The following is a 21,386-nucleotide window of genomic DNA, read 5'->3' as shown; positions in this document are numbered from 1 at the left end:
ACCATGGGCTCTTGGGCGCAAGAACTGGCTGTTTGCAGGGTCGTTGCGCAGCGGCAAACGGGCGGCAGCGATCATGAGTTTGATCCAGTCTGCGCGGCTAAATGGTCACGACCCGTACGCCTATTTGAAGGATGTTCTCACGCGGCTGCCGACTCAGCGGGCGAGTGAAATCGATCAGTTGCTGCCGCATAAGTGGCGACCGATTTAATCACGCAAGGCGCGATGCCCGGACGCTTACTCCCCGGTGAAGTTTTACCCATCAAGGCCTTGACGGCGACCGACGACGTTTTTAGCTTCTGCCTTAGAAGTAGCCAAGTGGTGGCTGCGCCGAATGTGACGGTGCAGAAGTATGCAGAAAGTGGATTGGTTGAGATTAGAGCAGCTTCCGGCAAGTGTTTCGGAGCTACACCAGATCATCGTTTCTCAGCGCCCGGAGTGGGCTGGAACAAAACCGCTGACCTTGAAGCAGGGGTCGCGGTTACGGGCTTTGTGGTTAAGCCTGCCTTGCCTGCAATGCGGCGAAGAACTGAAGCGCCCACCCGCGAAGGCTTTCAAGGCAGTAGACAAGAGCCACGGCGAAGTATTTTGTAGCCTGTCATGCTCCACGCGGTACAGAAACCTCAAGCGAGGACCAGCGAAACCCAAAGTGCGTGCGGCGCCACAGAAGGTGGACAAGCTCGTATTGACTGAACTTCCAAAAACCCTAGAAGAATTAAATCTATGGGCCATCCAGAAGTACTCACACTGGGCCGGGAAGAAGCCAGGCACCCTGAAAAGGGGCAATCGCTCGTGTGTCCTGGAGATTCACCTTCCCTGCGCCGTGTGTGGCGAGCCGATGGTTTACAAGAAACATGCAGTGGTCCAGGCGATTCAACGCGGAATACTACGTTTCAACTGCTCAAAAGAATGCACAAAAATGGCCATACGTCTTGCAGGGCGCCGCTGTAAGACTTGCGGAGGTGTTTTGCCATTCAGCTACACACGCAAAAGGCCAAGAGCTACCAATGCAATTTACTGTTCGAAAGCCTGCAAGCCTAGCCTGAAGACACTGAAGCCAAAACCCTGCGAGTGGTGCCGAGAGCCATTCCAGCCAGATACAAGTCGCCGCCTTTATTGCTCAGATCCTTGTTACAGAGCGGGGCATGGGTGGCGTTCGGTTCAGCGAAGACTCGGAAAAGGCATAACCAGCGGGCCTTACTCCGGACAGTTTCTGGCCGCACGCGATTTGATCATCGAGCGGGATCGAGTTTGCCGAGTGTGCCAGGAGTGGCGGGAAGACGTGAAGATGGTTGCCCACCACCTGGACGAAAACCCAGCAAACAACGACGTATCAAACTTAATTCTGTTGTGCGCAAGGCACCACGGCGTACACCATAAGTCGAAACCGACCCCCTATCCATGGTTCATTGAGTGGACGGTGTGGGCGAACCGATTTATGACTTCCAAGTGGCACGAACAGAATGCTTTATTATATGCGAAATACCACTTGCAATAGAGCGCCAACTAATTAGTCCAACAGCAATCAGAGCTGAGGTTCTATCGGGACTCGCTGGCAAAATCGAGCATCTCATATACTGACTACCGACGAAGCCACAATTCACATTTGGCGAGTGGGGGGGTGGTAGCTAGAGTTTTTCACAAGTCTTCGAGCGGGCACTGTGCCTTTTCTCAATACTGATTAGAGTGATTTCGAGGCCCAAAAATGGCCAGAAAACAAGCGGAAAACCGGAAGGTGCCCGATACCTCGATCGATTCCAAGGTCGAGGTAATGCAAGCCATACAGTTGGTTTTGGTTCCAACACGCACGCTTGAACCGCGTGCACAGCTAATTTTCGAGATGATTATTAGCATGCGACCACTGAGCATGTGGGGGGCATATGACCTGCAATTGGCGACCGACTTGGCCGAGATCAATGCCCGGATCGAATGGACTCAAGAGGTGTTAGCAGTCGAGGGTGACGTGCTGACTACTCGCCTCGGAACGCCAATCATCAACCCTCGGGCGACCCACTGCGGCAATCTCAAGCGCCAGGCGGTGACCTTTATGCGGGCGCTGGGACTCTCGGCGGGTCAACGCCATTTAGGTGATGAGCCCAGTCGCAAGCGTGCGGGCAAGCAAATGGAGCTACAACAAGCCTCGCAAAAGATTGAAGATGACCCGCTGCTAGCGTGAGAGTTTGGCCAGCCGTGGAACCACTAATGGCGCTGGAGGCGTTTCGTGGGTAATCGCACGAACTTGCCCACCCATTTGCATTCGACCTGATCAGTCATTTGCATCGGCTTTGACCAGCACTATTCATGGACATGATCGGCAGAGAACGGCCAGGAGCGGGCACTTACCGATGAAGGCGCTTAATCCATACCAGCCATGGACAGACCACCAACGTTTACCTAGCCTCAGAGCAGGCCTTGTCGCTTCTACTTCATTATTCATTGTCGCGTTTAAAACGATCCACTCAATGGATCAAGGGGTTATGCATGGAAAAAGAACGTTATGCGACACAAGTGACGGAAACATTACCCCATATGTGTTGCCTACTTATAGTTATTTTTAACGGAACAATCTGCGATTTTCAAATTGGTGATCTGTAATGGTGCAGCCAGCAGAACCAGGCTTTATATATGTACTAACACACTCATCAAGGCCAAATGAGTTTAAAATTGGAGTAACCACGCAAAAGGTAGAAAAGAGAGTGGCTCAGCATAACTCTAATTTTTCAAAAATTGCTGGGCAAATTGTCAAGGACACTGGAGAGAAATGGCAGCTCCAGGAATATCATCCGATTTCAGATATCTACACGGCTGAAGCAGCTTTTTGGGGCGCCACTGGAATAGCCGACATCCCATATCGAAATGGAGTAGAAATATTCCCCATGGATGAGAAAACATTGCATGCTGGATTAATAGCAGCAAGGAATTCAGGGGTTGTTTCTAGGGAAAAGAAGAAGCCAAAATATAATCGAGACTGGATGATCAGAGAGTTAGAAGGTACCGGAATTTCTCATATAGGCCGGCGTTTTAATCACGCTCAGTATACCGAGTTTCAATGTGAGCATGGGCATACTTTCAAAGCTATTCCGCGAATGCTCGCCAACAATAAACGGTGCCCAGAATGCAAAGGCCAGTAATGCAACGGCACAAGTCGCTTAAGCGGACAGCGCTACGCGCGGCCGCTTAACTCCCGCGTTAGTGTCCACTTCGGGCTGATTTCTGCCTTATACGACGGGCAGCTTTGGGTCGATTCTGTTGAAAAAGTCGGGCATGGTTTTGCGCGTCGGAAACGTACGCGTCCGAGATTGAAATCTTTACTTTTAGCAGAGGCTTCCGGACTCGGATTTCACGTAGAAGCGTGCAAAAAAGGCGTTTTCACCAGTCAATGGTCAGGCAGTTTGGGCAGACCGACTTTTTCAACAGAATCGGTCGTTTTCTGCCGGTCACGCCCATGAATCGTGCTGGTCAGAACGAATGCAAGTGACTGGTCTGCCCGAATGCAAACGCGTGGTCAAGTGGAGCGCCATTTCGCACATTTCGGTCTGATAACTGCAATCACGTCGGCTAGGGCGTAATGCATTTGGGTTTTGCTGGTATTCATTGGGAGTGATGGGGCAAAATTGGGGACCAAGACCGGGACTACTTTTCCTTTTGGGGGCATATTTGGGGGCATCTCAGGATGTCAATCCAAACTAAACCCAATATAAACAAGTAGTTAGGTGAGCAATTCGGTTCCGTCTCTGGCACCAAATACCGAAAACCCTGAATCGCAAGATTCAGGGTTTTTTTATGCCTGCGATTTAGTGAGGCATGGTTCCCGTCACTGTCGAAGCCCCGAAAGAAGCATCACCTCCCCCTCTGCCATCAAGCGCCTGTCATGCGTGCCGAAGCTCAGCCCCGAGAAACCTCAGGCATTGGTAACCGGCCCTTCCTGGCAGTCTCTTACGTCTCTCGGAACGCTCCGTCTGCTTTAACGGAAATGGATGACATACGCCAATAATCGAATTGGTCAGAGTCGGAAAAGGAGCTGCCGCATAACCGGGAGCAGATACACAGGGATGTAGACAATGACTGACGCCGTCAAACAGGACATCGGAGCCGCCGAGTTTTTTGCTGAAGAAGAAATCAGAACCTTTGATTTTGATAGTCAACAATCAACACTGCTTCACAAGTTCGCTGAAGAACTGGCTGCCATCGGCGGGCCGCAGGCACCAGGAGCCAAGTCCAAGGCCTCTCTGGCGGCCGATCAATTAATGCTCTCGTTTTCGAAAGACCAATGCGAACTGCTGGGCGCCTACTCCGACGGCTTTGTCTCCGCATTGATCTTCGAAGGGCTGCAAAAAATCACCCATGCCCGCCCGCCAATTGAACTGCCAGACCTGACATCCCTGGAAAATCGATACGACGTCCTTTGTCTTGCCGCTCGTAATCAGATCCTGCTGAAACTGGTGGACAACAATGCCTTTGCCTATGACATGGACAACGAAGGGAAACTGGTTCGATTAGTGGCCAACTTCAGAGGTGGCGGACTTATCAAGATCAATGCCGAGCCGCAGATCAAAGAACTGAGCTCCCATTCCGGCCTCGCGCTTGGTCCACATACCGAGGCGCCCTACTGGTGCGCCGTGAACGCGAAAGACGGGCACTCGCCCTCTCCGTCGTCACTCATACTTTCCGCTCTGTGGAACCCGAGCCTGGAACCTACGCGGGTCATTCCACTGCTTCCCATACTCGAAAGAATTGGCGTCACCAATTGCCTCGCACTGACCACGGGCAACTTCCAGTTCAGTCGTAGCGACTCCTTTGTCAGTGGCAAAGGGGCGGATGGCCGCAACGTTTCAATTTTGGAATTCGACGATAAGGTCGGATTTGCAGCCCGCTTCAACTCCTATCGCTTTTCGGTCAATGACAACGCCTCGGCCTTCGTTAAAACGGCTTACACCGCCCTTTGCCAGGGCGTGGGCGAGGCAACTCCGGCCGAGTACACACTGACTCAGGAATCGGCCATGGCCATCAATAACGTCCGGGCTCTGCACTGCCGCGATGTCATCAAAGACAACAGAAGGGTCTTGGTTCGAATTTTTGGACTTTCAAAATTTTCGTCCCCTGTCGTTATTTCAGAAGACCCATTACTGCTGCAGGGCTGATTTTTTTCTGAATGTTCTGGCTGTTGAACGGCCAGACAGGCGATTGCTGGCCAATAACTACAAAGAGGGAATGTGATGTCGTGGGATGTAATTGGCATGTTGGCGCTGGTCGCTTTTTGCGCCGGCTTTTTTGATGCGATTGCTGGTGGTGGCGGCTTGATCACCTTGCCTGCGTTGTTTCTGGCCGGTATGGATCCGATCAGTGCCATAGCGACGAACAAATTCCAGGCCGCTTCGGCCACTATTTCAGCAACCGTAACCTTTGCTCGCAAGGGCATGATCGAGTGGCGCGAAGGCCGCTACCTGGTGCTCTTCGGATTCATCGGCGGCGCTGGTGGCGCCTTGTTGGTCAGTTCTGTAGATAAGCGCTATCTGGAAGTGTGCGTGCCGCTCATGCTGATACTGGTGGCTATCTATTTTGCGCTTTCGCCGAAACTGGCCAGTGAGGACCGGCGCAAGAGAATCGGCATTCTGCTTTTTTCGTTTACCGTAGCGCCGATCCTGGGCTTCTACGACGGCATATTTGGCCCAGGCGTAGGCTCTTTCTTTATTGTCGGATTTGTACTTCTCTGCGGCCTGGGCATGATGCGGGCCATGAGCTTCACCAAACTTGCCAATGCCTCGTGCAACCTGGGCTCCCTGTCGGTGTTTATTACCAAAGGGGTGATTATCTGGCCGGTCGCCATAGCCATGGCGTTGGCAGCCTTCATCGGCGCACAACTCGGCGCGCGCGCCGCTGTTCGGGTTGGCCCCCGGTTGATTAAACCCATGTTGATCGTGGTCTGCTGTGCATTAGCCATCAAGTTGTTGAGCGTGGAAACCAATCCTTTGCGGGTTGCGGTCCTCAACTCATTGGCATCGTTGTGAACTCAGGCCGGTGCTGATGCGGTCAGCCCTTCATGGCAAACACGCAACACACTTGATTCAAATCTCCGCCTGCGCCCATCTCTTCAGAGCGCCCCTCAAATCGCAAGATTCAAGGGGCCGGAAGCGTCGGCTCTGGGTGATGTAATTTTTAACCTGGCGCAGCAACCAAAGATGTACTGATTCAAGTCACAAGATCATATGATCCTGAAGCAGAGTCATAACGTATCGACGTAATCCACCGGCAGCAACATGGTGTCCAGCGCGGCATCCACGGGGAGCGACACCACCGTTATGAACGGGCAGACGATCATGAAGTAGCACATTATGGCCGCTGGCCTGCCGCTGCTAGGAGCCCCCTTCATGCCAAGCAAGTACAGGCTGCCATCAACGCCCTTGTAATAATCTTCGTCCGATACGCCACTAAATCGGCCCACCATTGTTCCACAACCGAACAGCATCAAAATAAGGCTCGTAACAAAACTCAAGCGCATGATCCCTTTCATATCCCACATCCCTTTTGTATCGCTTTTATGAAGCGGGTGATGGTATCGACAAGGGAGGATGTTCTTGGTACCTGCATCTGTATCTAGACGTTACTTACCAAGCTGTTTAAGCAATTGTTAGTTTTCACCATTCCAGTGGAACACCAGATTGCGTGCAGCACCGCTTCCTACATCCGTGACGTCACGTCGCTCCTCGCCGTTGCGCGTTGCTACAACGGTGTACTTGCCAGCGGGCAACTGGACGTAAACCAGCGGCCCCGCCTGGCTCAGCATCAACACCGTTTGCCCCTGGGCTTTCTGAATGACCACATCCACATCAGGCACATATTTGTTCTCGGTTCCGATCGAGAAGGTCATGTGCAGGTTGTAGCCAGTGGCTTGCTGGATAGCCTTCGACTCATCCTCGCCAATACCGCCAGACAGGTAAGTAATTCCGTTCTGTTCCTGCGGCTGGACTTGCACGCCAGAATTATCGATTGGCTCAAGGCTGGTGGCAGACACCCCAGCAGGCAATAGCAGCACGCCAACTGCGAGGATGGGCAACATGAATGAATGGACGTATTTCATGATGACGACTCCCGGGCTCCGCAGAACGCTATCGTTTACTTAACTTTTGATGCCCTGTGCAGTCGTCGAGTTTTAGATCGATTTGTACCTGGCCTGACCTTGATCACTACGAAACGTACTACGTGATTTGCTTCTTATGCCTTACCCGCCAGCCTCTCGTTCCTGCCAGCGAACCCGGCATTTCCTTCGGACTTCCCAGAGGCGTCTTGCATCATCGACCCTCGCTTTCTTGCCATCCTCTTCTGCTTGTTCAGCCAGCTGCGGAAGACTTTATGAGCGCCCTCAAACCCAACAACACCCAAGACCCACAACTCGACTCTCTAGTTGGCAATCTCGGCGAATTGATCCGCCAGGCACGCCAGAAGGTGCTGCGATCGGTTGATACGATCCAAGTGCAGACCTGCTGGCAGATCGGCCGACATATAGTTGAGTTCGAGCAGGAAGGGGCCCGACGGGCGGGTTATGGCAAGCAGCTGCTATCGACCTTGGCAAAGGTGCTGATGGCAGAGTTCGGAAAGGGTTTTGACGCCTCCAACCTGCGCTACATGCGCCTGTTCTATCAAGCCTTTCCAATTCGTGACGCACTGCGTCACGAATTGAGCTGGACCCACTACCGCAGGCTTCTAAGAATCGACAGTGACAAGGCTCGCAAGTGGTACATGGATGAAGCCGCCAACCAAAACTGGTCAAGCCGTGCCCTGGAGCGCCAGATCAATACCCTCTACTACGAACGCCTGCTTATGAGTCGTGACAAGTCTGCCGTCATGGAGGAAGCAACCACCAACATCGATGCGATGAGCAACAGCCCCAGAAATTTCATCCGCGACCCCGTGATGCTGGAGTTTCTCGGCTTGCCCAATGCTGGAATTGTTCTGGAAACCGATCTTGAACAAGCCCTCATCGAGCAACTTCAGAGCTTCCTTCTGGAGCTGGGCAAGGGTTTCGCCTTCATTGCCCGTCAGCAACGCATCAGTACCGAAGGCAGAGACTTCTATATCGATTTGGTGTTCTACAACTACCTGCTCAAATGCTTTGTCATCTTCGATATCAAGCGCGGCGAACTGACTCATCAGGATGTGGGGCAGATGGACATGTACGTGCGCATGTACGACGACCTCAAACGTAGCGAGGAGGACGGGCCGACCGTCGGCATCATTCTTTGCGCGCAAAAAAACGAATCAGTGGTGCGCTACTCGGTACTACAGGGCAATGAACAATTGTTCGCCAGCAAGTACAAACTGGTATTGCCAAGCGAGGATGAGCTCCGGGCGGAACTGGATCGGGAACGGGCACTGCTTGAGGAGCGCCTGCTCAACCAGATACCCGAGTAAAACGGGTGGATTGTTCATCCGCAACATGAAGACTATCGTTGGCAGCTACCCGCAAAGGTCCGACGCCAATGAATTTGCAGGACATGCCATCACTGACCCCCACTCAAACCGAGTTGCCGTTGACGACGAGAGTATCGGGCCAACCATTCAACCAACCCGCCGCCGACGGCTTCGTTCTTGGCGGCTTCACTTGGCGGCACGTTTCTCCAGACACGGCACGCCCGGTTGTGATCATCAACGCCGCCACCTCCGTGCGTTGCCGACACTACTCGCGCTTTGCCGATTACCTGTTCGCCAATGGCTTCGACGTGATCACTTACGACTACCGCGGTATTGGTGAGTCGCGTCCAGCATCGCTAAAAGGGCTGGAGGCTTCCTGGACCGACTGGGGCGCGCTGGATTTCGAGGCGATGCTCAAGCGCGCAGAGCATGAGTTTGCGGGCCAGCCGATTGATGTGGTCGGCCACAGCTTTGGCGGCTGTGCCGCGGGACTGGGAGCGTCCGGGCAATTAATCCGACACCTGGTGACCGTCGGCGCACAATTCGCCTACTGGCGCGACTATGCACCCGCCCATCGTTGGCGGATGTTCGGCAAATGGCATGTGGTGATGCCGTTGATCACGATGATTTACGGTTACTTCCCCGGCAAACGCCTTGGCTGGCTGGAAGACACGCCAGCCGGAGTGGTCCGCGACTGGAGTACGCCCACCGCCCGCTACGAAAAGCGTCCCAGTGGCCGACTGATCAACGCAACCGCCGGTCGCCTGCCCTTTGCCGCCGTCACGGCTAAAACCCTGGCGATCAGCATCAGCGACGATCCCTATGGCACCATTCCGGCCATCGAACGCCTGCTCAGCTATTTCACCAGCAGCTCTCGGACCCACTTGCGCATCACCCCCGAAGACATCGGCGAAGCAGAAGTCGGACATTTCGCCTTTTTTCGCAGCGCATACCAAGCCACACTATGGCCCATTGCATTGTCCTGGCTGCAGAACGGCGAACTGGCCCCCGATACCCCGGGACGGACAGTGCCGCGCAGCTGAGCCCTTTTAACGCACGATGGAAAAGACATCATGGCCTCCGCCAACAAGCAGCAAAAACGCGCCACCCGCGCCAAGGCCAAGGCCAAGCAAAACCGCACCCAACGGGCCGCCGCGCCGGTCGAGCTGGACCCGAACGATGATCGCATCGACTTTGAATCGGTGGACCTGACCGAACTGTTCAAGAAAATGATCGACGCCGAGAAGGTCAGCCAGCAAGCGATGTGCACAGCCTTCCTGGAAGACCCGCTGCTGGAGCTGGTTTATGAACAGGAAGGAGAGGAAGGCGCGATGGACTTCATCCTCGCGGCACTGATCGAGTATCGCCAATGGTCCACCGAAACCGACGAAGCCGGTGCTTTAGCGTGGATCGAATCCCCGGCCTTCCAGGCTGACTACGTGGCGGCATCCGACGCCATCGCGGTCCAAACCCAACAGAAACCGAACTGAGTTCCCATGGCCTCCCTGAACAAGCAACAGAAACGCGCCAAACGCGCCAAAATCAAAGCCAGACAAATCAACATCCACGGCAGAAAACCTGCTGCGCTGGACGATGACCTGGGCGACATCGGCGAGCCGATCCCGGAATACACCCTGGCGATGTTCAGCAAAATGCGCGACGCGGAAGCCAGCAGCCGCGGCGAAATGCTATCGGCTTTGCTGAACGATCTCGCCGGCATTATCAGTGACCATCCAGAACTGCTGGACATGGAAAACGCCGACAACGAAGCCATGGCCGCCACTCACCTGGCCGCCGACATGCTGATCGACTACCGCATGTGGGCTGACGGCATGGACCGCGAAACCGCACAGGCGTGGCTGACCGACCCGCAGTTCATCACCGACTTCGGCGATGCACTCGACACCTATCGCCAGTCGTTGGAAGCCGAAGACGAAAAGTCCGAATAAGGCTCGTACCGCAAATACAAAAACGGCCGCATGTCATCACTGACAGCGGCCGTTTTGCGTTACGCAGTGCGAATCAGTTCAACACCACCGCGCCACGCTGTTCCAGCTTGCGACGGCGTGCCACTAACAAACCGGCTGCCACCACCAACAGGCTCAGCAAACCGGTCGCGAGAATCTCCACGCGATGGGCTTCCTGGAACAACATGATGGTCAGGGCCGCGACGATGAAAATGATCACCGCGTAGGTCAGGCCCGGGAACAGCCACATGCTGAAGGCGATTTTTTCGCCGCGAGCCATGCGCTGTTTACGCATGCGCAGTTGCGAAATCGCGATCACCAGGTACACCAGCAGGGCGATAGCGCCGGAGCTGGCCAGCAGGAATTCGAACACCGCGGCCGGGGCGACATAGTTGGCGAACACCGCAAGGAACGCTGCGCAGGTGGACAACATCACGGCCCAGTACGGCGTGCCGCTCTTGTTGGTGCGCTGGGAAACGGCCGGTGCATCACCGCGTTTGCCCAGGGAGAACATCATGCGCGATGCGGTGTACAGCGCCGAGTTCAGGCAGCTGGTCACAGCAACCAGCACCACAATGTCGACGATCAGCTTGGCATTCGGGATGCCCATGCGCTCAAGCACGGTCTGGTACGAACCGACGCTGGCCAGAACCGGGTCGTTCCATGGCACCAGGGCCACAACGATGAAGATCGATACGAGGTAGAACAAGCCGATCCGCCAGATCACCGAGTTGGTGGCCTTGGAGATTTGCTTGCCTGGGTTTTTTGATTCCGCGGCCGCGATGGTCACGATCTCGGTACCCATGAAGGAAAACATGGTGGTCAGAATGGCGCCCAGTACCGCGCCCATGCCGTTTGGCAGGAAGCCCTGAGTGTCGAACAGATGCGAAACGCCGCTGACCTGGCTGTTTGGCAGGAAGCCGAAAATCGCCATGACGCCGAGAGCAATGAAACCGATGATCGCCAGGACTTTGATCAAGGCAAACCAGAATTCGAACTCGCCGTAGTTCTTCACGCTGAACAGGTTAGTCACTGTCAGCAGCAACGTGATGATCAGGGTAAATGCCCAGATGGCCACGCCAGGGAACCAGGCATGCAGGATGGTCGCGGCGGCGTTGGCCTCCAGCGGGATGACCAGAACCCAGAACCACCAGTAAAGCCAGCCGATGGTAAAGCCAGCCCAGTGACCGATTGCGCGGTCGGCGTAGGTAGAGAAGGAGCCTGTGTCCGGCGAAGCAACGGCCATTTCGCCGAGCATGCGCATGACCAGCACGACCAGCATACCGGCGGCGGCGTAAGCCAACAGCACGGCTGGGCCTGCGGCAGCGATGGCGTGACCCGAGCCAACGAACAGGCCGGCGCCGATAACACCGGCAATCGACAGCATGGTCACATGACGCGGTTTGAGCCCCTGTTCGAGGCCATTAGAGCTTGGGGTACTGCTCATTGAAACTACCTTTGTAAGGAAAAGCGAATGCGTGCATCCCGCTTGGCGACCTTCTCGTAAAAAGAAGCCAACGGGGCGTTCTGGATTCTGCACGCAATAATTGCGCCAAAATGTTTCAAAACCCTCTACCCCGGCGATCTCGCCCTGACCGGACAGTCATCGCAAGCCATTGATATTAATGGCACTTTGCCAGAGCGTTACCCTGCGACTCACTTTATGAATGAAACAGCGCACTGGAAACACACCCAGAAAATGCTCAGCGCACAATAAAAGTGCAGAACAGATGCGTTTGGCCGGATAGCGCTTCCAACACCCCGCCAAAGCTGGCAACATCGCGCCCTTTTTTACGCGACAGCCCGGCAAAATCTGGTTCAAACGGCTGTTCGGTTGTTGATGGGGCGACAGTCTGCTGTACCGATGCGACAACTCGCCACATGCCACCCGCTTACTGCCCGTAGCGCTGTTGGCTGCCCTGGAAACGCTATGCTAGCTTGGCCGCCTCGCCAGGAAGGCCACCAACAGCAAGAGCACAAAACACAATGAGGAACGCACATGGCTGAGGCCACGCCCGCGCTTGAAATCCGCAACTTGCACAAACGCTACGGCTCGCTGGAGGTGCTTAAAGGCATCTCGCTGACCGCCCGCGACGGCGATGTGATCTCGATCCTGGGTTCTTCCGGCTCCGGCAAGTCCACGTTCCTGCGTTGCATCAACCTGCTGGAAAACCCGCATCAGGGCCAGATCCTGGTCGCCGGCGAAGAACTCAAGCTCAAAGCCGCGAAGAATGGCGAACTGGTTGCCGCCGATGGCAAACAGATCAATCGCCTGCGTAGCGAGATTGGTTTTGTGTTTCAAAACTTTAATCTGTGGCCGCACATGAGCGTGCTCGACAACATCATCGAAGCCCCGCGTCGCGTGCTTGGCCAGAGCAAGGCCGAAGCCATCGAAGTGGCCGAAGCCTTGCTGGCCAAGGTCGGCATTGCCGACAAGCGCCACGCTTACCCCGCGCAACTTTCCGGCGGTCAGCAACAACGCGCGGCCATCGCCCGCACCCTGGCCATGCAGCCGAAGGTAATCCTGTTCGACGAGCCGACTTCGGCGCTTGACCCGGAAATGGTCCAGGAAGTACTTAATGTCATCCGCGCACTGGCCGAGGAAGGCCGCACCATGCTGCTGGTCACCCATGAGATGGGCTTCGCCCGCCAGGTCTCCAGCGAAGTGGTATTCCTCCACCAGGGCCTGGTAGAGGAACAAGGATCGCCACAGCAGGTGTTTGAAAACCCGCTTTCGGCGCGCTGCAAACAATTCATGTCCAGCAACCGCTAACGGAGCTACCCGCATGCAGAATTACAAAAAAATCTTCCTGGCTGCCGCCGTCACCCTGGCCTTCAGCGCCGGTGCAATGGCCGAAACCCTGAAGATGGGCATCGAAGCGGCCTACCCGCCGTTCAACAACAAAGATGCCAGTGGCAATGTCGTCGGCTTCGACAAAGAAATCGGCGACGCCCTGTGCGCCAAGATGAAAGTCGAGTGCACCGTGGTCACCTCCGACTGGGACGGCATCATCCCGGCCCTGAACGCCAAGAAATTCGACTTCCTGATCTCCTCGATGTCGATTACCGACGAGCGTAAGCAAGCGGTCGACTTCACCGACCCGTACTACTCGAACAAGCTGCAGTTCATCGCCAAGAAAGACGTCGACTTCAAAACCGACAAGGCTTCCCTGCAAGGCAAAGTGATCGGCGCACAACGTGCGACCCTCGCCGGCACCTGGATGGAAGACAACATGGAAGGCGTTGAAGTCAAACTCTACGACACCCAGGAAAACGCTTACCTCGACCTTACTTCCGGTCGTCTGGACGGCATCCTGGCTGACAAGTACGTCAACTACGAGTGGCTGAAAAGCGACGCCGGCCGTCCTTACGAATTCAAAGGCGACCCGGTGGAAGAAAGCGACAAGATCGGTATCGCAGTGCGTAAGAACGACCCGATTCGCGCGAAGCTGAACCTTGCCCTGAAAGAAATCGTCGAAGACGGCACCTACAAGAAGATCAACGACAAGTACTTCCCGTTCAGCATCTATTGATCCTGACCTGCCGGACCGGCGCCGCTCTCTGACGGCGCCGATCCCTGGCATTGCCTGCCGCGATTGAAAAGAAATCCATGACTATCGATCTCTACGGATTCGGCCCGGCGCTCGCCGCTGGCGCGCTGATGACTGTGAAACTGGCACTCTCGGCCCTGTGTCTGGGGCTGGTGCTCGGTCTGCTCGGCGCCTTGGCCAAGACTTCCCCGTACAAGCCGCTGCAGTGGCTTGGCGGCACCTATTCGACACTGGTTCGCGGCATCCCGGAATTGCTCTGGGTGCTGTTGATCTATTTCGGCACGGTTAATTTGATGCGTGCCTTGGGTGAGTTCTTCGGCAATCCTGACCTTGAACTGAATGCCTTTGCCGCTGGCGTGATTGCCCTCGGCCTGTGCTTCGGCGCCTACGCCACGGAAGTGTTTCGTGGCGCGATCCTGGCCATTCCCAAAGGTCACCGCGAAGCTGGCGTGGCGTTGGGCCTGTCGAAATTTCGCATCTTCACCAAATTGATCATGCCGCAGATGTGGCGCATCGCCCTGCCGGGCCTGGGCAACCTGTTCATGATCCTGATGAAAGACACCGCGCTCGTATCGGTGATCGGCCTGGAAGAAATCATGCGTCATGCGCAAATCGGCGTGACCGTGTCCAAGCAACCGTTCACCTTTTATATGGTGGCCGCGTTCATGTACCTGGGCCTGACGATTCTGGCCATGACGGGTATGCACCTGCTGGAAAAACGCGCCGCTCGCGGCTTCGCGAGGAGCACCCAATGAACTGGGAAGTCATCATCAAGTGGCTGCCGAAACTGGCCCAGGGCGCAACCCTGACCCTGGAACTGGTGGCCATCGCCGTAATCGCCGGCCTGTTGCTGGCGATTCCACTGGGCATCGCCCGCTCGTCACGCCTGTGGTGGGTGCGGGCATTTCCCTACGGCTACATCTTCTTTTTCCGTGGCACACCGTTGCTGGTTCAGTTGTTCCTGGTCTACTACGGCCTGGCGCAGTTCGACGTGATTCGTAACAGCTCGATGTGGCCGTACCTGCGCGATCCGTTCTGGTGCGCCACCGCGACCATGACCCTGCACACCGCAGCCTACATCGCCGAAATCCTGCGTGGCGCCATTCAGGCGATTCCACCGGGCGAGATCGAAGCAGCGCGAGCGTTGGGCATGTCCAAACCCAAGGCGCTGCTCTTCATCATCCTGCCCCGTGCCGCACGCATCGGCCTGCCGGCCTACAGCAACGAAGTGATCCTGATGCTCAAAGCCAGCGCCCTGGCCAGCACCGTGACCTTGCTGGAACTGACCGGCATGGCCCGAACCATCATTGCCAGGACCTACCTGCCCGTAGAGATCTTTTTCGCCGCCGGCATGTTCTATCTGTTGATGGCTTATGTGCTGGTACGCGGCTTCAAGCTGCTGGAGCGCTGGTTGCGCGTCGATGCCTGCCAAGGGCGTTAAATCCTGCGTGCTGACGGGTGAGGCCCTACTCGCCCGCTTCATGGCGCTGGATGCTTTTCTGACAAAGCATCAAGCGCTGTGGAAGCCTCGACCGTTCACTCATCTGCAACTTCCGTGGGAAACCTCCTACCCCGAACTGGCTACTTGGCTACGCGGAAGGTCATTGGAAGACGCGGAGAACGCCCACAACCAACCTGCTCGCCTCAATGCACCGGAGCCTTTTGCGTCGTTGGCGGCAAAGTCGCTTGCGCTAAGTGCTGTGGGTGAATTGCCTGCGCATGATTTGGAAACAGCGGGTCATCGATTGAACGTCGATGTGCCAGGGCGCAAGTGGCAGCAAATTGAAGCGTTCGCCAGTCGACTACAGTTTGCGGATTCACCGAGGCACTGGCTCGACTGGTGCTCGGGCAAAGGTCACTTGGGGCGGCGATTACTACAAACCGGACAACAGCTGACCTGCCTGGAGTACGACCCGACGTTGATTGCCAGCGGCCAGGCACTCAGCCAACGGCATCATTTGCATGCCCTGCATGTCGAACAGGACGTACTCGCGGCCAGCGCGCTCTCTTTATTGAATGCCGATCACACGCCCGTCGCATTGCACGCGTGTGGCGATCTGCACGTACGGTTGATTCAGCTCGCCAGCGCCGCTGGCTGCAAACAACTCGCTATTGCCCCTTGCTGCTACAACCGGATCAGCCTGACCGAATACTCACCGATTTCGTCAGCGGCCATAGGCTCCAGACTACAACTGTCCCTCGATGATCTCGCGTTACCGATGAGCGAAACCGTCACCGCCGGTGCCCGCGTGCGTCGACAGCGCGACACCTCCATGGCCCGGCGCCTGGCCTTCGACCTGCTGCAACGGCAGCTACGTGGCGTCGACGAGTACTTGCCGACCCCATCCCTGCCGAGCGCCTGGCTGGATAAACCCTTCGCGGATTACTGCCGTCATTTGGCCCAGCTGAAAGAGTTATCCACAATCGGCGCGCAAGATTGGTCAGCCCTTGAAGCCACGGGGAGGCAACGACTGGCACACGTGCGCAATCTGGAGCTGCTGCGCGGACTATTCCGGCGCCCATTGGAGCTTTGGCTGGTGCTCGATCGGGCGCTATTTCTGCTTGAGCAGGGTTACGCCGTTCGCCTAGGCACCTTCTGCGAAACCCCGCTCACACCACGCAATTTCTTGCTGTTGGCCGAACGGCCCTGACGCACCACAGCCTGTGGATAACTCTGTTGATTAAATATTCATGGATCCAATCTTTACAGCTGTTTCAGGCGTGAAACGCCACTGTTCAATTTTCGTACACCCGCATAAAAAACTAGTAAAACAGGCATTTGCGCGTAGATGAGAACGAATCCACAAATTCACTGTTAATGGCGTGCATCAGAAATTCCGTTGTGCATAAGCATCCGATCAAAAGGACATAACCGCCGACATAAAGGACTGCTTGAACAGAAAACGAGATACGGCCCACGCAGGAAGTCCCACGAGAAAGACCGACGTTTTAATGCATAAAACGCTCAAAAACCGTCAAGATTCACAACGCTCGATGTGGACCGCCGAGCGTTATTAATCCTCAACCGAGGCTTGCGCAAAAATAGTCAGAATTCAGGGGTTTACAGAACCAGCGCAATCGCTATAATCGTCGCCCTGACACGCCGGTATAGCTCAGATGGTAGAGCAACTGACTTGTAATCAGTAGGTCCCGGGTTCGATTCCTGGTGCCGGCACCATACAAAACAAAGCCCCGCAATGCGGGGCTTTGTTGTTTCTGCCGTTTGAAAACCAGGTCTTAGTGACCCGCGCTCTGACCACCGTCGACGTGCAGGATTTCGCCGGTCACAAACTTGGCGTTGTCCAGGTACACCACGGCCTGCGCAATGTCTTCGATCTCGCCCATATGTCCGACCGGGTGCAGAGCGCCCAGTGCGGCGTGGGTTTCTTCGCCGTGCATTGGGGTCTTGATGATGCCAGGCGAAACCGCGTTCACCCGAATACCGCGTTTGGCGTATTCGATGGCCAGGGATTTGGTCGCCGCGTTCAGGCCACCTTTGGTCAGCGAGGCCAGTACCGATGGCACGCCGTCGATGGCATGGTCGACCAGGCTGGTGGTGATGTTGACGACATGGCCGCTGCCTTGTTTTTCCATCTCTGCGATGGCCAGTTGGGTGATGTAGAAGAAGCCGTTGACGTTCACCGACAACACGCTGGCGTAGTCTTCAGCGGTGTAGGCGGTGAATGGCTTGGCGATGAAGATCCCGGCGTTGTTGACCAGGGTGTCGACGCGGCCAAAACGCTCGATCGCTTCACGAATCACACGCTGGGCGGTTGCTGGTTCGCCGATGTCACCGGCAACGGTGTGGATATCCGGATCGGTGGACGGTTTGATCGAACGCGAAGTGGCGACGATCCGGTAACCGAGTTCACGGAAGGCCTTGACCATACCGTCGCCAAGACCTTGGGATGCGCCAGTGATCACAACGACTTTTTTCGAATTGCTCATGATGAACCTCTACTCATTAAATGATGGTTTGAAAAAGTAAGTAATCAGGCTTCAGCGGAGGCCGTCGCCATTTGTCTCAACATCTGTTCGTAGTACTCGATCGATTGCGAACCGGACACCAGGTGACGGCCATTCAGCACCATGGCCGGTACCGAGTTGATACCGTGCTGCTGGTAAAACGCCTCAAGTTCACGCACCTCGTCGGCATAGGCACCCGACACCAGCACCTTGCGCGCCTTGGCCTCATCCAGCCCGGCTTCACCCGCCAACCGCACCAGCGTCTGCTGATCACTCGGGTTCGCGCCTTCGCTGAAGTAAGCGCGCAGCAGGATTTTCTTCAGTGCCACCTGACGTCCTTCTTCCAGCGCCCAGAGCAACAAGCGATGGGCGTCGAAGGTGTTGTAGAAGTGGCTGCGCTTTTCCAGGTCGAACTTGAAGCCGATGGCATTTCCGCGCTCGATTTGCATCGCTTTGCCATTGGCAACGTCCTGGGCGGTGCGCCCGTATTTGCGCATCAAGTGCTCGACTGCTTTTTCGCCTTCGGGTGGCATGTTCGGATTCAGCTCGAAAGGCTTGTAGGTCAGCTCGACCGAAACTTCACCCGCCACATTCTCGATCGCCTGCTCCAGCGCTGTGGCGCCCAGAGCGCACCATGGGCACACCACATCAGAGACGAAGTCGATGGTCACCGACGGCTTCATGACTTCCCCTCTTCCGCCAGTTGCTTGCGGTATTGAGTGGTGGTGATGCCGGAGTAACCCCAGTTATCGGTGTCGACTTCCTCGATCACGATGTGGGTCAGGTCCGGACGCTTGTTGAGTACGCGCTCCAGTGTTTCAGTGATTTCGGCGATCACCTGAGCTTTCTGCTCAGTGGTAACGCCATCGCGGGTAATGCGGACACTTACGAACGGCATGAGGAATCTCCAGTGACCTTCTCATCAGGATGATGGGAGAGGCGTTGGAGAGGACTGTATTGGGTTGCAGGGAGGGGATAAAGGTGGGCGCGGGAACTTCATTAGTTACCCCGCGTAATCAATATGGATGTAAAAAGCCCCGAACCAGTCGTAATGCTGTTCAGTTAAGGACGAACGCTGCACCTGTGGCGAGGGAGCTTGCTCCCGCTGGACTGCGCAGCAGTCCCTTTTTGAGGGCCGCTTCGCGCCCCAGCGGGAGCAAGCTCCCTCGCCACGGGTTATTTATTGCTCGCCCTATCTCTTAACTGAACAGCATTACGAACCAGTCGGGGCTATTTCTTTCCCAGCCTTGAATCAGGCCTCGACACCGCAACCGATCATCAGAAGATGTTGATCGGGTAATCCACGAACACGCGTACTTCGTTACCGCTGACGTTGTACTCGCTCGATTTCTGCGACACACGCAGGACCGAGCTGCGCAGCTTGATGCTCAGGTCTTTGGCAGGGCCGCTTTGCACGACGTACTTGAACTGGTTGAAAATTTCGCGCTCGGTGCCGCCTTCGCTGGTGGAGGTGGTGATGTTGTCACCGCGCACGTAGGCGACGTTGTAGGTCAAGCCCGGAACACCGAAGGTGCTGAAGTCCAGGCCGTAACCCAGTTGCCAGCTGCGCTCGTCTTCAGCGTTGAAGTCGGACCAGTAGGAGTTGGACAGGTAGATGGTGTTGCCACCGTCACCGATGCGACCTTGATCTTTCTGGTAGCCGCCATAGGCGTAGCCCAGGTTGCTGTCGCCGGTGCTGCGCTGATGAGCGAGGGTGAACGAGTGCGGGCCGGTGGCGAAGACGGCTGCCAGGCTCCAGATTTTGTTGTCGTCGCCGGTTGCACCGGTTTCGCGGACGTAGGAGTCGTCCAGCTTGGTGCGGTAGCCGTTGAAGTCCAGGGTCAGGGACTGATCCTTGGCGATCGGGAATACGTAATTGGCGTTTACGTATTGTTTCTTCAGCACGTCTTCGACGTCGGAGGCGTACAGCGCGGCCTTGAATTGTTCGGTGAACTGGTAGCTACCGCCCAACACGTTGATCGACTTCAAGCCACCGCTGTCACGGCCTTCAGCGCTTTTACGCGATTCAGCGGTGAAGCGACCGGCGTTCAGCTCCAGGCCCTTGATCTCTTTCGAGGTGATCAGGGTGCCGGTGTAGCTTTCCGGCAGCAGGCGCGAGTTGTCGTAGCTCAACACGGGCAGTGCTGGCATCTGGTCGCCGTAGGTCAGCGTGGTGCTGGACAGACGGAATTTGACGGCAGCGCCACCTTTGGACAGGTCGTCAGCCGGCTGGCCGCTATCGCCCTTTTTGAAAAAGTCGATACCTTGGGCGCCGCTCCGGTCTTCACTGCGTTCCAGGTTAAGCGCGTACAGACCGAAAGCATCCACACCCACACCCACGGTGCCTTGGGTGAAGCCGGACGAGAACGTACCGATGGCCGCTTGGCCCCACTCGGATTTATCCGGGTTGCCGTCTTTGTAGTCACGGTTCATGTAGGCATTACGCAGCAGCACTTTGAGGCTGCTGTCTTCAACAAATCCCTTGGATTCGGCCTGGTCGTTAGCCATGGCCTGTGTAGCGCTCAAAATCCCCAGAGCGATCAGGCTGATTCGCTTGTTCAACATGTTGTTTTCCTTATTACGGGTTGAAACGCGCTGTGTCGAACGACTGAAATGGCACTATCGCGCTCTTTTTTCATTACGCAAACAAAAAGGCCCGCCCACGATCACTCGCGGCGGGCCTTTTTATTATTTTGTGGTTATGGCGGTCTGCCACAGGCGTTGGGCGGAATCGTAGCTGCGGCCCCGACGATGTGTCAATTTCATGAATCGATGGTAATCAGGCGAAAAACGTCTAAGAAAATGATTTACGCGGCAGAAAACTCAATCGCGGTGAACGCTTGTGGGGGATCGTTATGCCGACAACCTCAACACCACCGTGCTGCCGGGCTATGGTCGCTGGGATGCCTTGGCCGGGTTCCGGCAGAAGGATTGGGATTTGCGCGCGGCGCTGAACAACATCAGCGACAAGACTTACTACTCGTCTGCCACCAGTGCCGCGCAGATTCAGCCGGGGGCACCGCGTGGCCTGGTTGTGACCGGGACTTGCAGTTTTTAAGGGCAAGGTCAAAAGATCGCAGCCTGCCGCAGCTCCTACATTTGGAATGCATTCCCTTGTGGCTGCCGCAGGCTGCGATCTTTTGATCTAAAAAAAAACGCTGCCATCCCCGGCAGCGCTTTTCTTTTATCAATCCGTTGTTTTTCTTCTTATCCTTCCATCACATCCCACAACGCATCCAGCTCCGCTTCGCTGAACAAGCCAGCGGGGTAGCGCTCGATTATTGTCCGGCGCGGATCACTTTCTGCGATCTGACGCGTTCCATTGGACTTGAACCAGTGCGCCAGGATCTGGAGCGATTCGCTGTTTACTGCCAGGGGATGCAACGCCCGCTCGCTCACCACATTCACTTCGGCGTTCATTTCAGCGCTCTCTCCTGGTTTGTGAGCGGCCTAACTTATCCAAGGTTTATGACAGAACGGCTAAGTTCTCCCCCTC

23 protein-coding genes, 1 tRNA gene and 1 pseudogene are annotated in these 21,386 nt (G+C 55.8%); 16 read left to right on the top strand and 9 right to left on the bottom strand.

Annotation, left to right across the window (positions count from 1 at the left end; all coding sequences use genetic code 11):
* The 5 genes from KUF73_RS28030 to KUF73_RS28010 form a co-directional block, all read left to right on the top strand.
* Nucleotides 1–208: transposase domain-containing protein (locus tag KUF73_RS28030; protein WP_218441203.1), on the top strand; the 208-nt coding region annotated here is incomplete at its 5' end.
* Between the two features lie 1,494 nt (nucleotides 209–1,702).
* Nucleotides 1,703–2,173 carry a hypothetical protein gene (locus tag KUF73_RS28025; RefSeq protein WP_218441202.1) on the top strand — a complete coding sequence of 157 codons (471 nt, stop codon included), beginning with the start codon at nucleotides 1,703–1,705 and terminating at the stop codon, nucleotides 2,171–2,173.
* A 418-nt stretch (nucleotides 2,174–2,591) separates the two neighbouring features.
* Nucleotides 2,592–3,128, top strand: coding sequence for a GIY-YIG nuclease family protein (locus KUF73_RS28020; RefSeq protein WP_218441201.1), 537 nt, complete (start codon nucleotides 2,592–2,594; stop codon nucleotides 3,126–3,128).
* A 930-nt stretch (nucleotides 3,129–4,058) separates the two neighbouring features.
* On the top strand, nucleotides 4,059–5,138 hold the full coding sequence (locus KUF73_RS28015) for a hypothetical protein (protein ID WP_218441200.1): 1,080 nt from the start codon (nucleotides 4,059–4,061) through the stop codon (nucleotides 5,136–5,138).
* Between the two features lie 75 nt (nucleotides 5,139–5,213).
* Nucleotides 5,214–6,005 carry a TSUP family transporter gene (locus KUF73_RS28010; RefSeq protein ID WP_218441199.1) on the top strand — a complete coding sequence of 264 codons (792 nt, stop codon included), beginning with the start codon at nucleotides 5,214–5,216 and terminating at the stop codon, nucleotides 6,003–6,005.
* Nucleotides 6,006–6,220: 215 nt separating this feature from the next.
* On the opposite strand, the gene KUF73_RS28005 is transcribed toward KUF73_RS28010, so the two are convergent.
* On the bottom strand, nucleotides 6,221–6,508 hold the full coding sequence (locus KUF73_RS28005) for a YceK/YidQ family lipoprotein (RefSeq protein WP_218441198.1): 288 nt from the start codon (nucleotides 6,506–6,508) through the stop codon (nucleotides 6,221–6,223).
* Nucleotides 6,509–6,625: 117 nt separating this feature from the next.
* Nucleotides 6,626–7,075, bottom strand: a complete 450-nt coding sequence (locus tag KUF73_RS28000) for a carboxypeptidase regulatory-like domain-containing protein (protein WP_218441197.1) — start codon at nucleotides 7,073–7,075, stop codon at nucleotides 6,626–6,628.
* A gap of 272 nt (nucleotides 7,076–7,347) precedes the next feature.
* On the opposite strand from KUF73_RS28000, the gene KUF73_RS27995 reads away from it, so the two are divergent.
* The 4 genes from KUF73_RS27995 (at nucleotide 7,348) to KUF73_RS27980 (ending at nucleotide 10,355) form a co-directional block, all read left to right on the top strand.
* Nucleotides 7,348–8,406, top strand: a complete 1,059-nt coding sequence (locus KUF73_RS27995; RefSeq protein WP_218441207.1) for a YhcG family protein — start codon at nucleotides 7,348–7,350, stop codon at nucleotides 8,404–8,406.
* A 68-nt stretch (nucleotides 8,407–8,474) separates the two neighbouring features.
* Nucleotides 8,475–9,449: an alpha/beta fold hydrolase gene (locus KUF73_RS27990; protein ID WP_218441196.1), complete on the top strand. Its 975-nt coding sequence runs from the start codon at nucleotides 8,475–8,477 to the stop codon at nucleotides 9,447–9,449.
* 30 nt (nucleotides 9,450–9,479) lie between these two features.
* A complete protein-coding gene (locus KUF73_RS27985) occupies nucleotides 9,480–9,896 on the top strand; it encodes a hypothetical protein (protein WP_218441195.1) in 417 nt (138 codons plus the stop codon).
* Nucleotides 9,897–9,902: 6 nt separating this feature from the next.
* Entirely contained in the window at nucleotides 9,903–10,355 is a 453-nt protein-coding gene (locus KUF73_RS27980; RefSeq protein ID WP_218441194.1) for a hypothetical protein, read from the top strand.
* A 73-nt stretch (nucleotides 10,356–10,428) separates the two neighbouring features.
* Here KUF73_RS27980 and gabP read toward each other — a convergent pair whose 3' ends face one another.
* A complete protein-coding gene (gene gabP / locus KUF73_RS27975) occupies nucleotides 10,429–11,820 on the bottom strand; it encodes a GABA permease (protein ID WP_218441193.1) in 1,392 nt (463 codons plus the stop codon).
* A 256-nt stretch (nucleotides 11,821–12,076) separates the two neighbouring features.
* Nucleotides 12,077–12,256, bottom strand: coding sequence for a hypothetical protein (locus KUF73_RS27970; protein WP_218441192.1), 180 nt, complete (start codon nucleotides 12,254–12,256; stop codon nucleotides 12,077–12,079).
* Nucleotides 12,257–12,372: 116 nt separating this feature from the next.
* Between KUF73_RS27970 and KUF73_RS27965 the strand changes: the two genes are divergently transcribed.
* The 6 genes from KUF73_RS27965 to KUF73_RS27940 all read left to right on the top strand — a co-directional run bounded on the left by KUF73_RS27965 (nucleotide 12,373) and on the right by KUF73_RS27940 (nucleotide 17,102).
* Entirely contained in the window at nucleotides 12,373–13,146 is a 774-nt protein-coding gene (locus KUF73_RS27965) for an ABC transporter ATP-binding protein (RefSeq protein WP_007972784.1), read from the top strand.
* A gap of 13 nt (nucleotides 13,147–13,159) precedes the next feature.
* Nucleotides 13,160–13,906: an ABC transporter substrate-binding protein gene (locus tag KUF73_RS27960; RefSeq protein ID WP_218441191.1), complete on the top strand. Its 747-nt coding sequence runs from the start codon at nucleotides 13,160–13,162 to the stop codon at nucleotides 13,904–13,906.
* 77 nt (nucleotides 13,907–13,983) lie between these two features.
* Entirely contained in the window at nucleotides 13,984–14,679 is a 696-nt protein-coding gene (locus KUF73_RS27955) for an ABC transporter permease (protein WP_218441190.1), read from the top strand.
* Nucleotides 14,676–15,365: an ABC transporter permease gene (locus KUF73_RS27950; protein ID WP_218441189.1), complete on the top strand. Its 690-nt coding sequence runs from the start codon at nucleotides 14,676–14,678 to the stop codon at nucleotides 15,363–15,365. Before KUF73_RS27955 ends, KUF73_RS27950 begins: the two co-directional genes overlap by 4 nt.
* A complete protein-coding gene (locus KUF73_RS27945) occupies nucleotides 15,346–16,575 on the top strand; it encodes a methyltransferase (RefSeq protein WP_218441188.1) in 1,230 nt (409 codons plus the stop codon). The genes KUF73_RS27950 and KUF73_RS27945 overlap by 20 nt, the downstream gene beginning before the upstream one ends.
* A 451-nt stretch (nucleotides 16,576–17,026) precedes the next feature.
* Nucleotides 17,027–17,102, top strand: a tRNA-Thr gene (locus KUF73_RS27940).
* Nucleotides 17,103–17,161: 59 nt separating this feature from the next.
* Here KUF73_RS27940 and KUF73_RS27935 read toward each other — a convergent pair.
* From KUF73_RS27935 to KUF73_RS27920, 4 genes are all read right to left on the bottom strand, one after another.
* Nucleotides 17,162–17,872, bottom strand: coding sequence for an SDR family NAD(P)-dependent oxidoreductase (locus tag KUF73_RS27935; protein ID WP_218441187.1), 711 nt, complete (start codon nucleotides 17,870–17,872; stop codon nucleotides 17,162–17,164).
* A gap of 44 nt (nucleotides 17,873–17,916) precedes the next feature.
* On the bottom strand, nucleotides 17,917–18,573 hold the full coding sequence (locus KUF73_RS27930) for a DsbA family oxidoreductase (RefSeq protein WP_218441186.1): 657 nt from the start codon (nucleotides 18,571–18,573) through the stop codon (nucleotides 17,917–17,919).
* Nucleotides 18,570–18,788: a 4-oxalocrotonate tautomerase family protein gene (locus tag KUF73_RS27925; protein WP_218441185.1), complete on the bottom strand. Its 219-nt coding sequence runs from the start codon at nucleotides 18,786–18,788 to the stop codon at nucleotides 18,570–18,572. Before KUF73_RS27925 ends, KUF73_RS27930 begins: the two co-directional genes overlap by 4 nt.
* Before the next feature lie 380 nt (nucleotides 18,789–19,168).
* A complete protein-coding gene (locus KUF73_RS27920) occupies nucleotides 19,169–20,455 on the bottom strand; it encodes an OprD family porin (RefSeq protein WP_218441184.1) in 1,287 nt (428 codons plus the stop codon).
* Nucleotides 20,456–20,726: 271 nt separating this feature from the next.
* On the opposite strand from KUF73_RS27920, the pseudogene KUF73_RS27915 reads away from it, so the two are divergent.
* Nucleotides 20,727–20,948, top strand: a pseudogene (locus KUF73_RS27915) (TonB-dependent siderophore receptor); the annotation flags it as partial.
* Between the two features lie 149 nt (nucleotides 20,949–21,097).
* Here KUF73_RS27915 and KUF73_RS27910 read toward each other — a convergent pair.
* Nucleotides 21,098–21,310 carry a hypothetical protein gene (locus KUF73_RS27910; protein ID WP_218441183.1) on the bottom strand — a complete coding sequence of 71 codons (213 nt, stop codon included), beginning with the start codon at nucleotides 21,308–21,310 and terminating at the stop codon, nucleotides 21,098–21,100.
* Nucleotides 21,311–21,386: the final 76 nt, after the last annotated feature.

Source organism: Pseudomonas sp. PD9R (assembly GCF_019200975.1).
In the GTDB taxonomy this organism is placed as follows: Bacteria; Pseudomonadota; Gammaproteobacteria; order Pseudomonadales; family Pseudomonadaceae; genus Aquipseudomonas.
This window is presented reverse-complemented; position numbering and strand designations above follow the sequence as displayed.

What these genes read in the sequence shown, in the direction of transcription:
- KUF73_RS27930 (WP_218441186.1), bottom strand. Translation starts at nt 18,573, where the DNA reads ATGAAGCCGTCGGTGACCATCGACTTCGTCTCTGATGTGGTGTGCCCA.
- KUF73_RS27955 (WP_218441190.1), top strand. Translation starts at nt 13,984, where the DNA reads ATGACTATCGATCTCTACGGATTCGGCCCGGCGCTCGCCGCTGGCGCG.
- KUF73_RS27910 (WP_218441183.1), bottom strand. Translation starts at nt 21,310, where the DNA reads ATGAACGCCGAAGTGAATGTGGTGAGCGAGCGGGCGTTGCATCCCCTG.
- KUF73_RS28000 (WP_218441197.1), bottom strand. Translation starts at nt 7,075, where the DNA reads ATGAAATACGTCCATTCATTCATGTTGCCCATCCTCGCAGTTGGCGTG.
- KUF73_RS28005 (WP_218441198.1), bottom strand. Translation starts at nt 6,508, where the DNA reads ATGAAAGGGATCATGCGCTTGAGTTTTGTTACGAGCCTTATTTTGATG.
- KUF73_RS27970 (WP_218441192.1), bottom strand. Translation starts at nt 12,256, where the DNA reads ATGTGGCGAGTTGTCGCATCGGTACAGCAGACTGTCGCCCCATCAACA.
- gabP (WP_218441193.1), bottom strand. Translation starts at nt 11,820, where the DNA reads ATGAGCAGTACCCCAAGCTCTAATGGCCTCGAACAGGGGCTCAAACCG.
- KUF73_RS27950 (WP_218441189.1), top strand. Translation starts at nt 14,676, where the DNA reads ATGAACTGGGAAGTCATCATCAAGTGGCTGCCGAAACTGGCCCAGGGC.
- KUF73_RS27935 (WP_218441187.1), bottom strand. Translation starts at nt 17,872, where the DNA reads ATGAGCAATTCGAAAAAAGTCGTTGTGATCACTGGCGCATCCCAAGGT.
- KUF73_RS27965 (WP_007972784.1), top strand. Translation starts at nt 12,373, where the DNA reads ATGGCTGAGGCCACGCCCGCGCTTGAAATCCGCAACTTGCACAAACGC.
- KUF73_RS28015 (WP_218441200.1), top strand. Translation starts at nt 4,059, where the DNA reads ATGACTGACGCCGTCAAACAGGACATCGGAGCCGCCGAGTTTTTTGCT.
- KUF73_RS28010 (WP_218441199.1), top strand. Translation starts at nt 5,214, where the DNA reads ATGTCGTGGGATGTAATTGGCATGTTGGCGCTGGTCGCTTTTTGCGCC.
- KUF73_RS28020 (WP_218441201.1), top strand. Translation starts at nt 2,592, where the DNA reads ATGGTGCAGCCAGCAGAACCAGGCTTTATATATGTACTAACACACTCA.
- KUF73_RS27925 (WP_218441185.1), bottom strand. Translation starts at nt 18,788, where the DNA reads ATGCCGTTCGTAAGTGTCCGCATTACCCGCGATGGCGTTACCACTGAG.
- KUF73_RS27995 (WP_218441207.1), top strand. Translation starts at nt 7,348, where the DNA reads ATGAGCGCCCTCAAACCCAACAACACCCAAGACCCACAACTCGACTCT.
- KUF73_RS28025 (WP_218441202.1), top strand. Translation starts at nt 1,703, where the DNA reads ATGGCCAGAAAACAAGCGGAAAACCGGAAGGTGCCCGATACCTCGATC.
- KUF73_RS27990 (WP_218441196.1), top strand. Translation starts at nt 8,475, where the DNA reads ATGAATTTGCAGGACATGCCATCACTGACCCCCACTCAAACCGAGTTG.
- KUF73_RS27960 (WP_218441191.1), top strand. Translation starts at nt 13,160, where the DNA reads ATGCAGAATTACAAAAAAATCTTCCTGGCTGCCGCCGTCACCCTGGCC.
- KUF73_RS27985 (WP_218441195.1), top strand. Translation starts at nt 9,480, where the DNA reads ATGGCCTCCGCCAACAAGCAGCAAAAACGCGCCACCCGCGCCAAGGCC.
- KUF73_RS27920 (WP_218441184.1), bottom strand. Translation starts at nt 20,455, where the DNA reads ATGTTGAACAAGCGAATCAGCCTGATCGCTCTGGGGATTTTGAGCGCT.
- KUF73_RS27945 (WP_218441188.1), top strand. Translation starts at nt 15,346, where the DNA reads ATGCCTGCCAAGGGCGTTAAATCCTGCGTGCTGACGGGTGAGGCCCTA.
- KUF73_RS27980 (WP_218441194.1), top strand. Translation starts at nt 9,903, where the DNA reads ATGGCCTCCCTGAACAAGCAACAGAAACGCGCCAAACGCGCCAAAATC.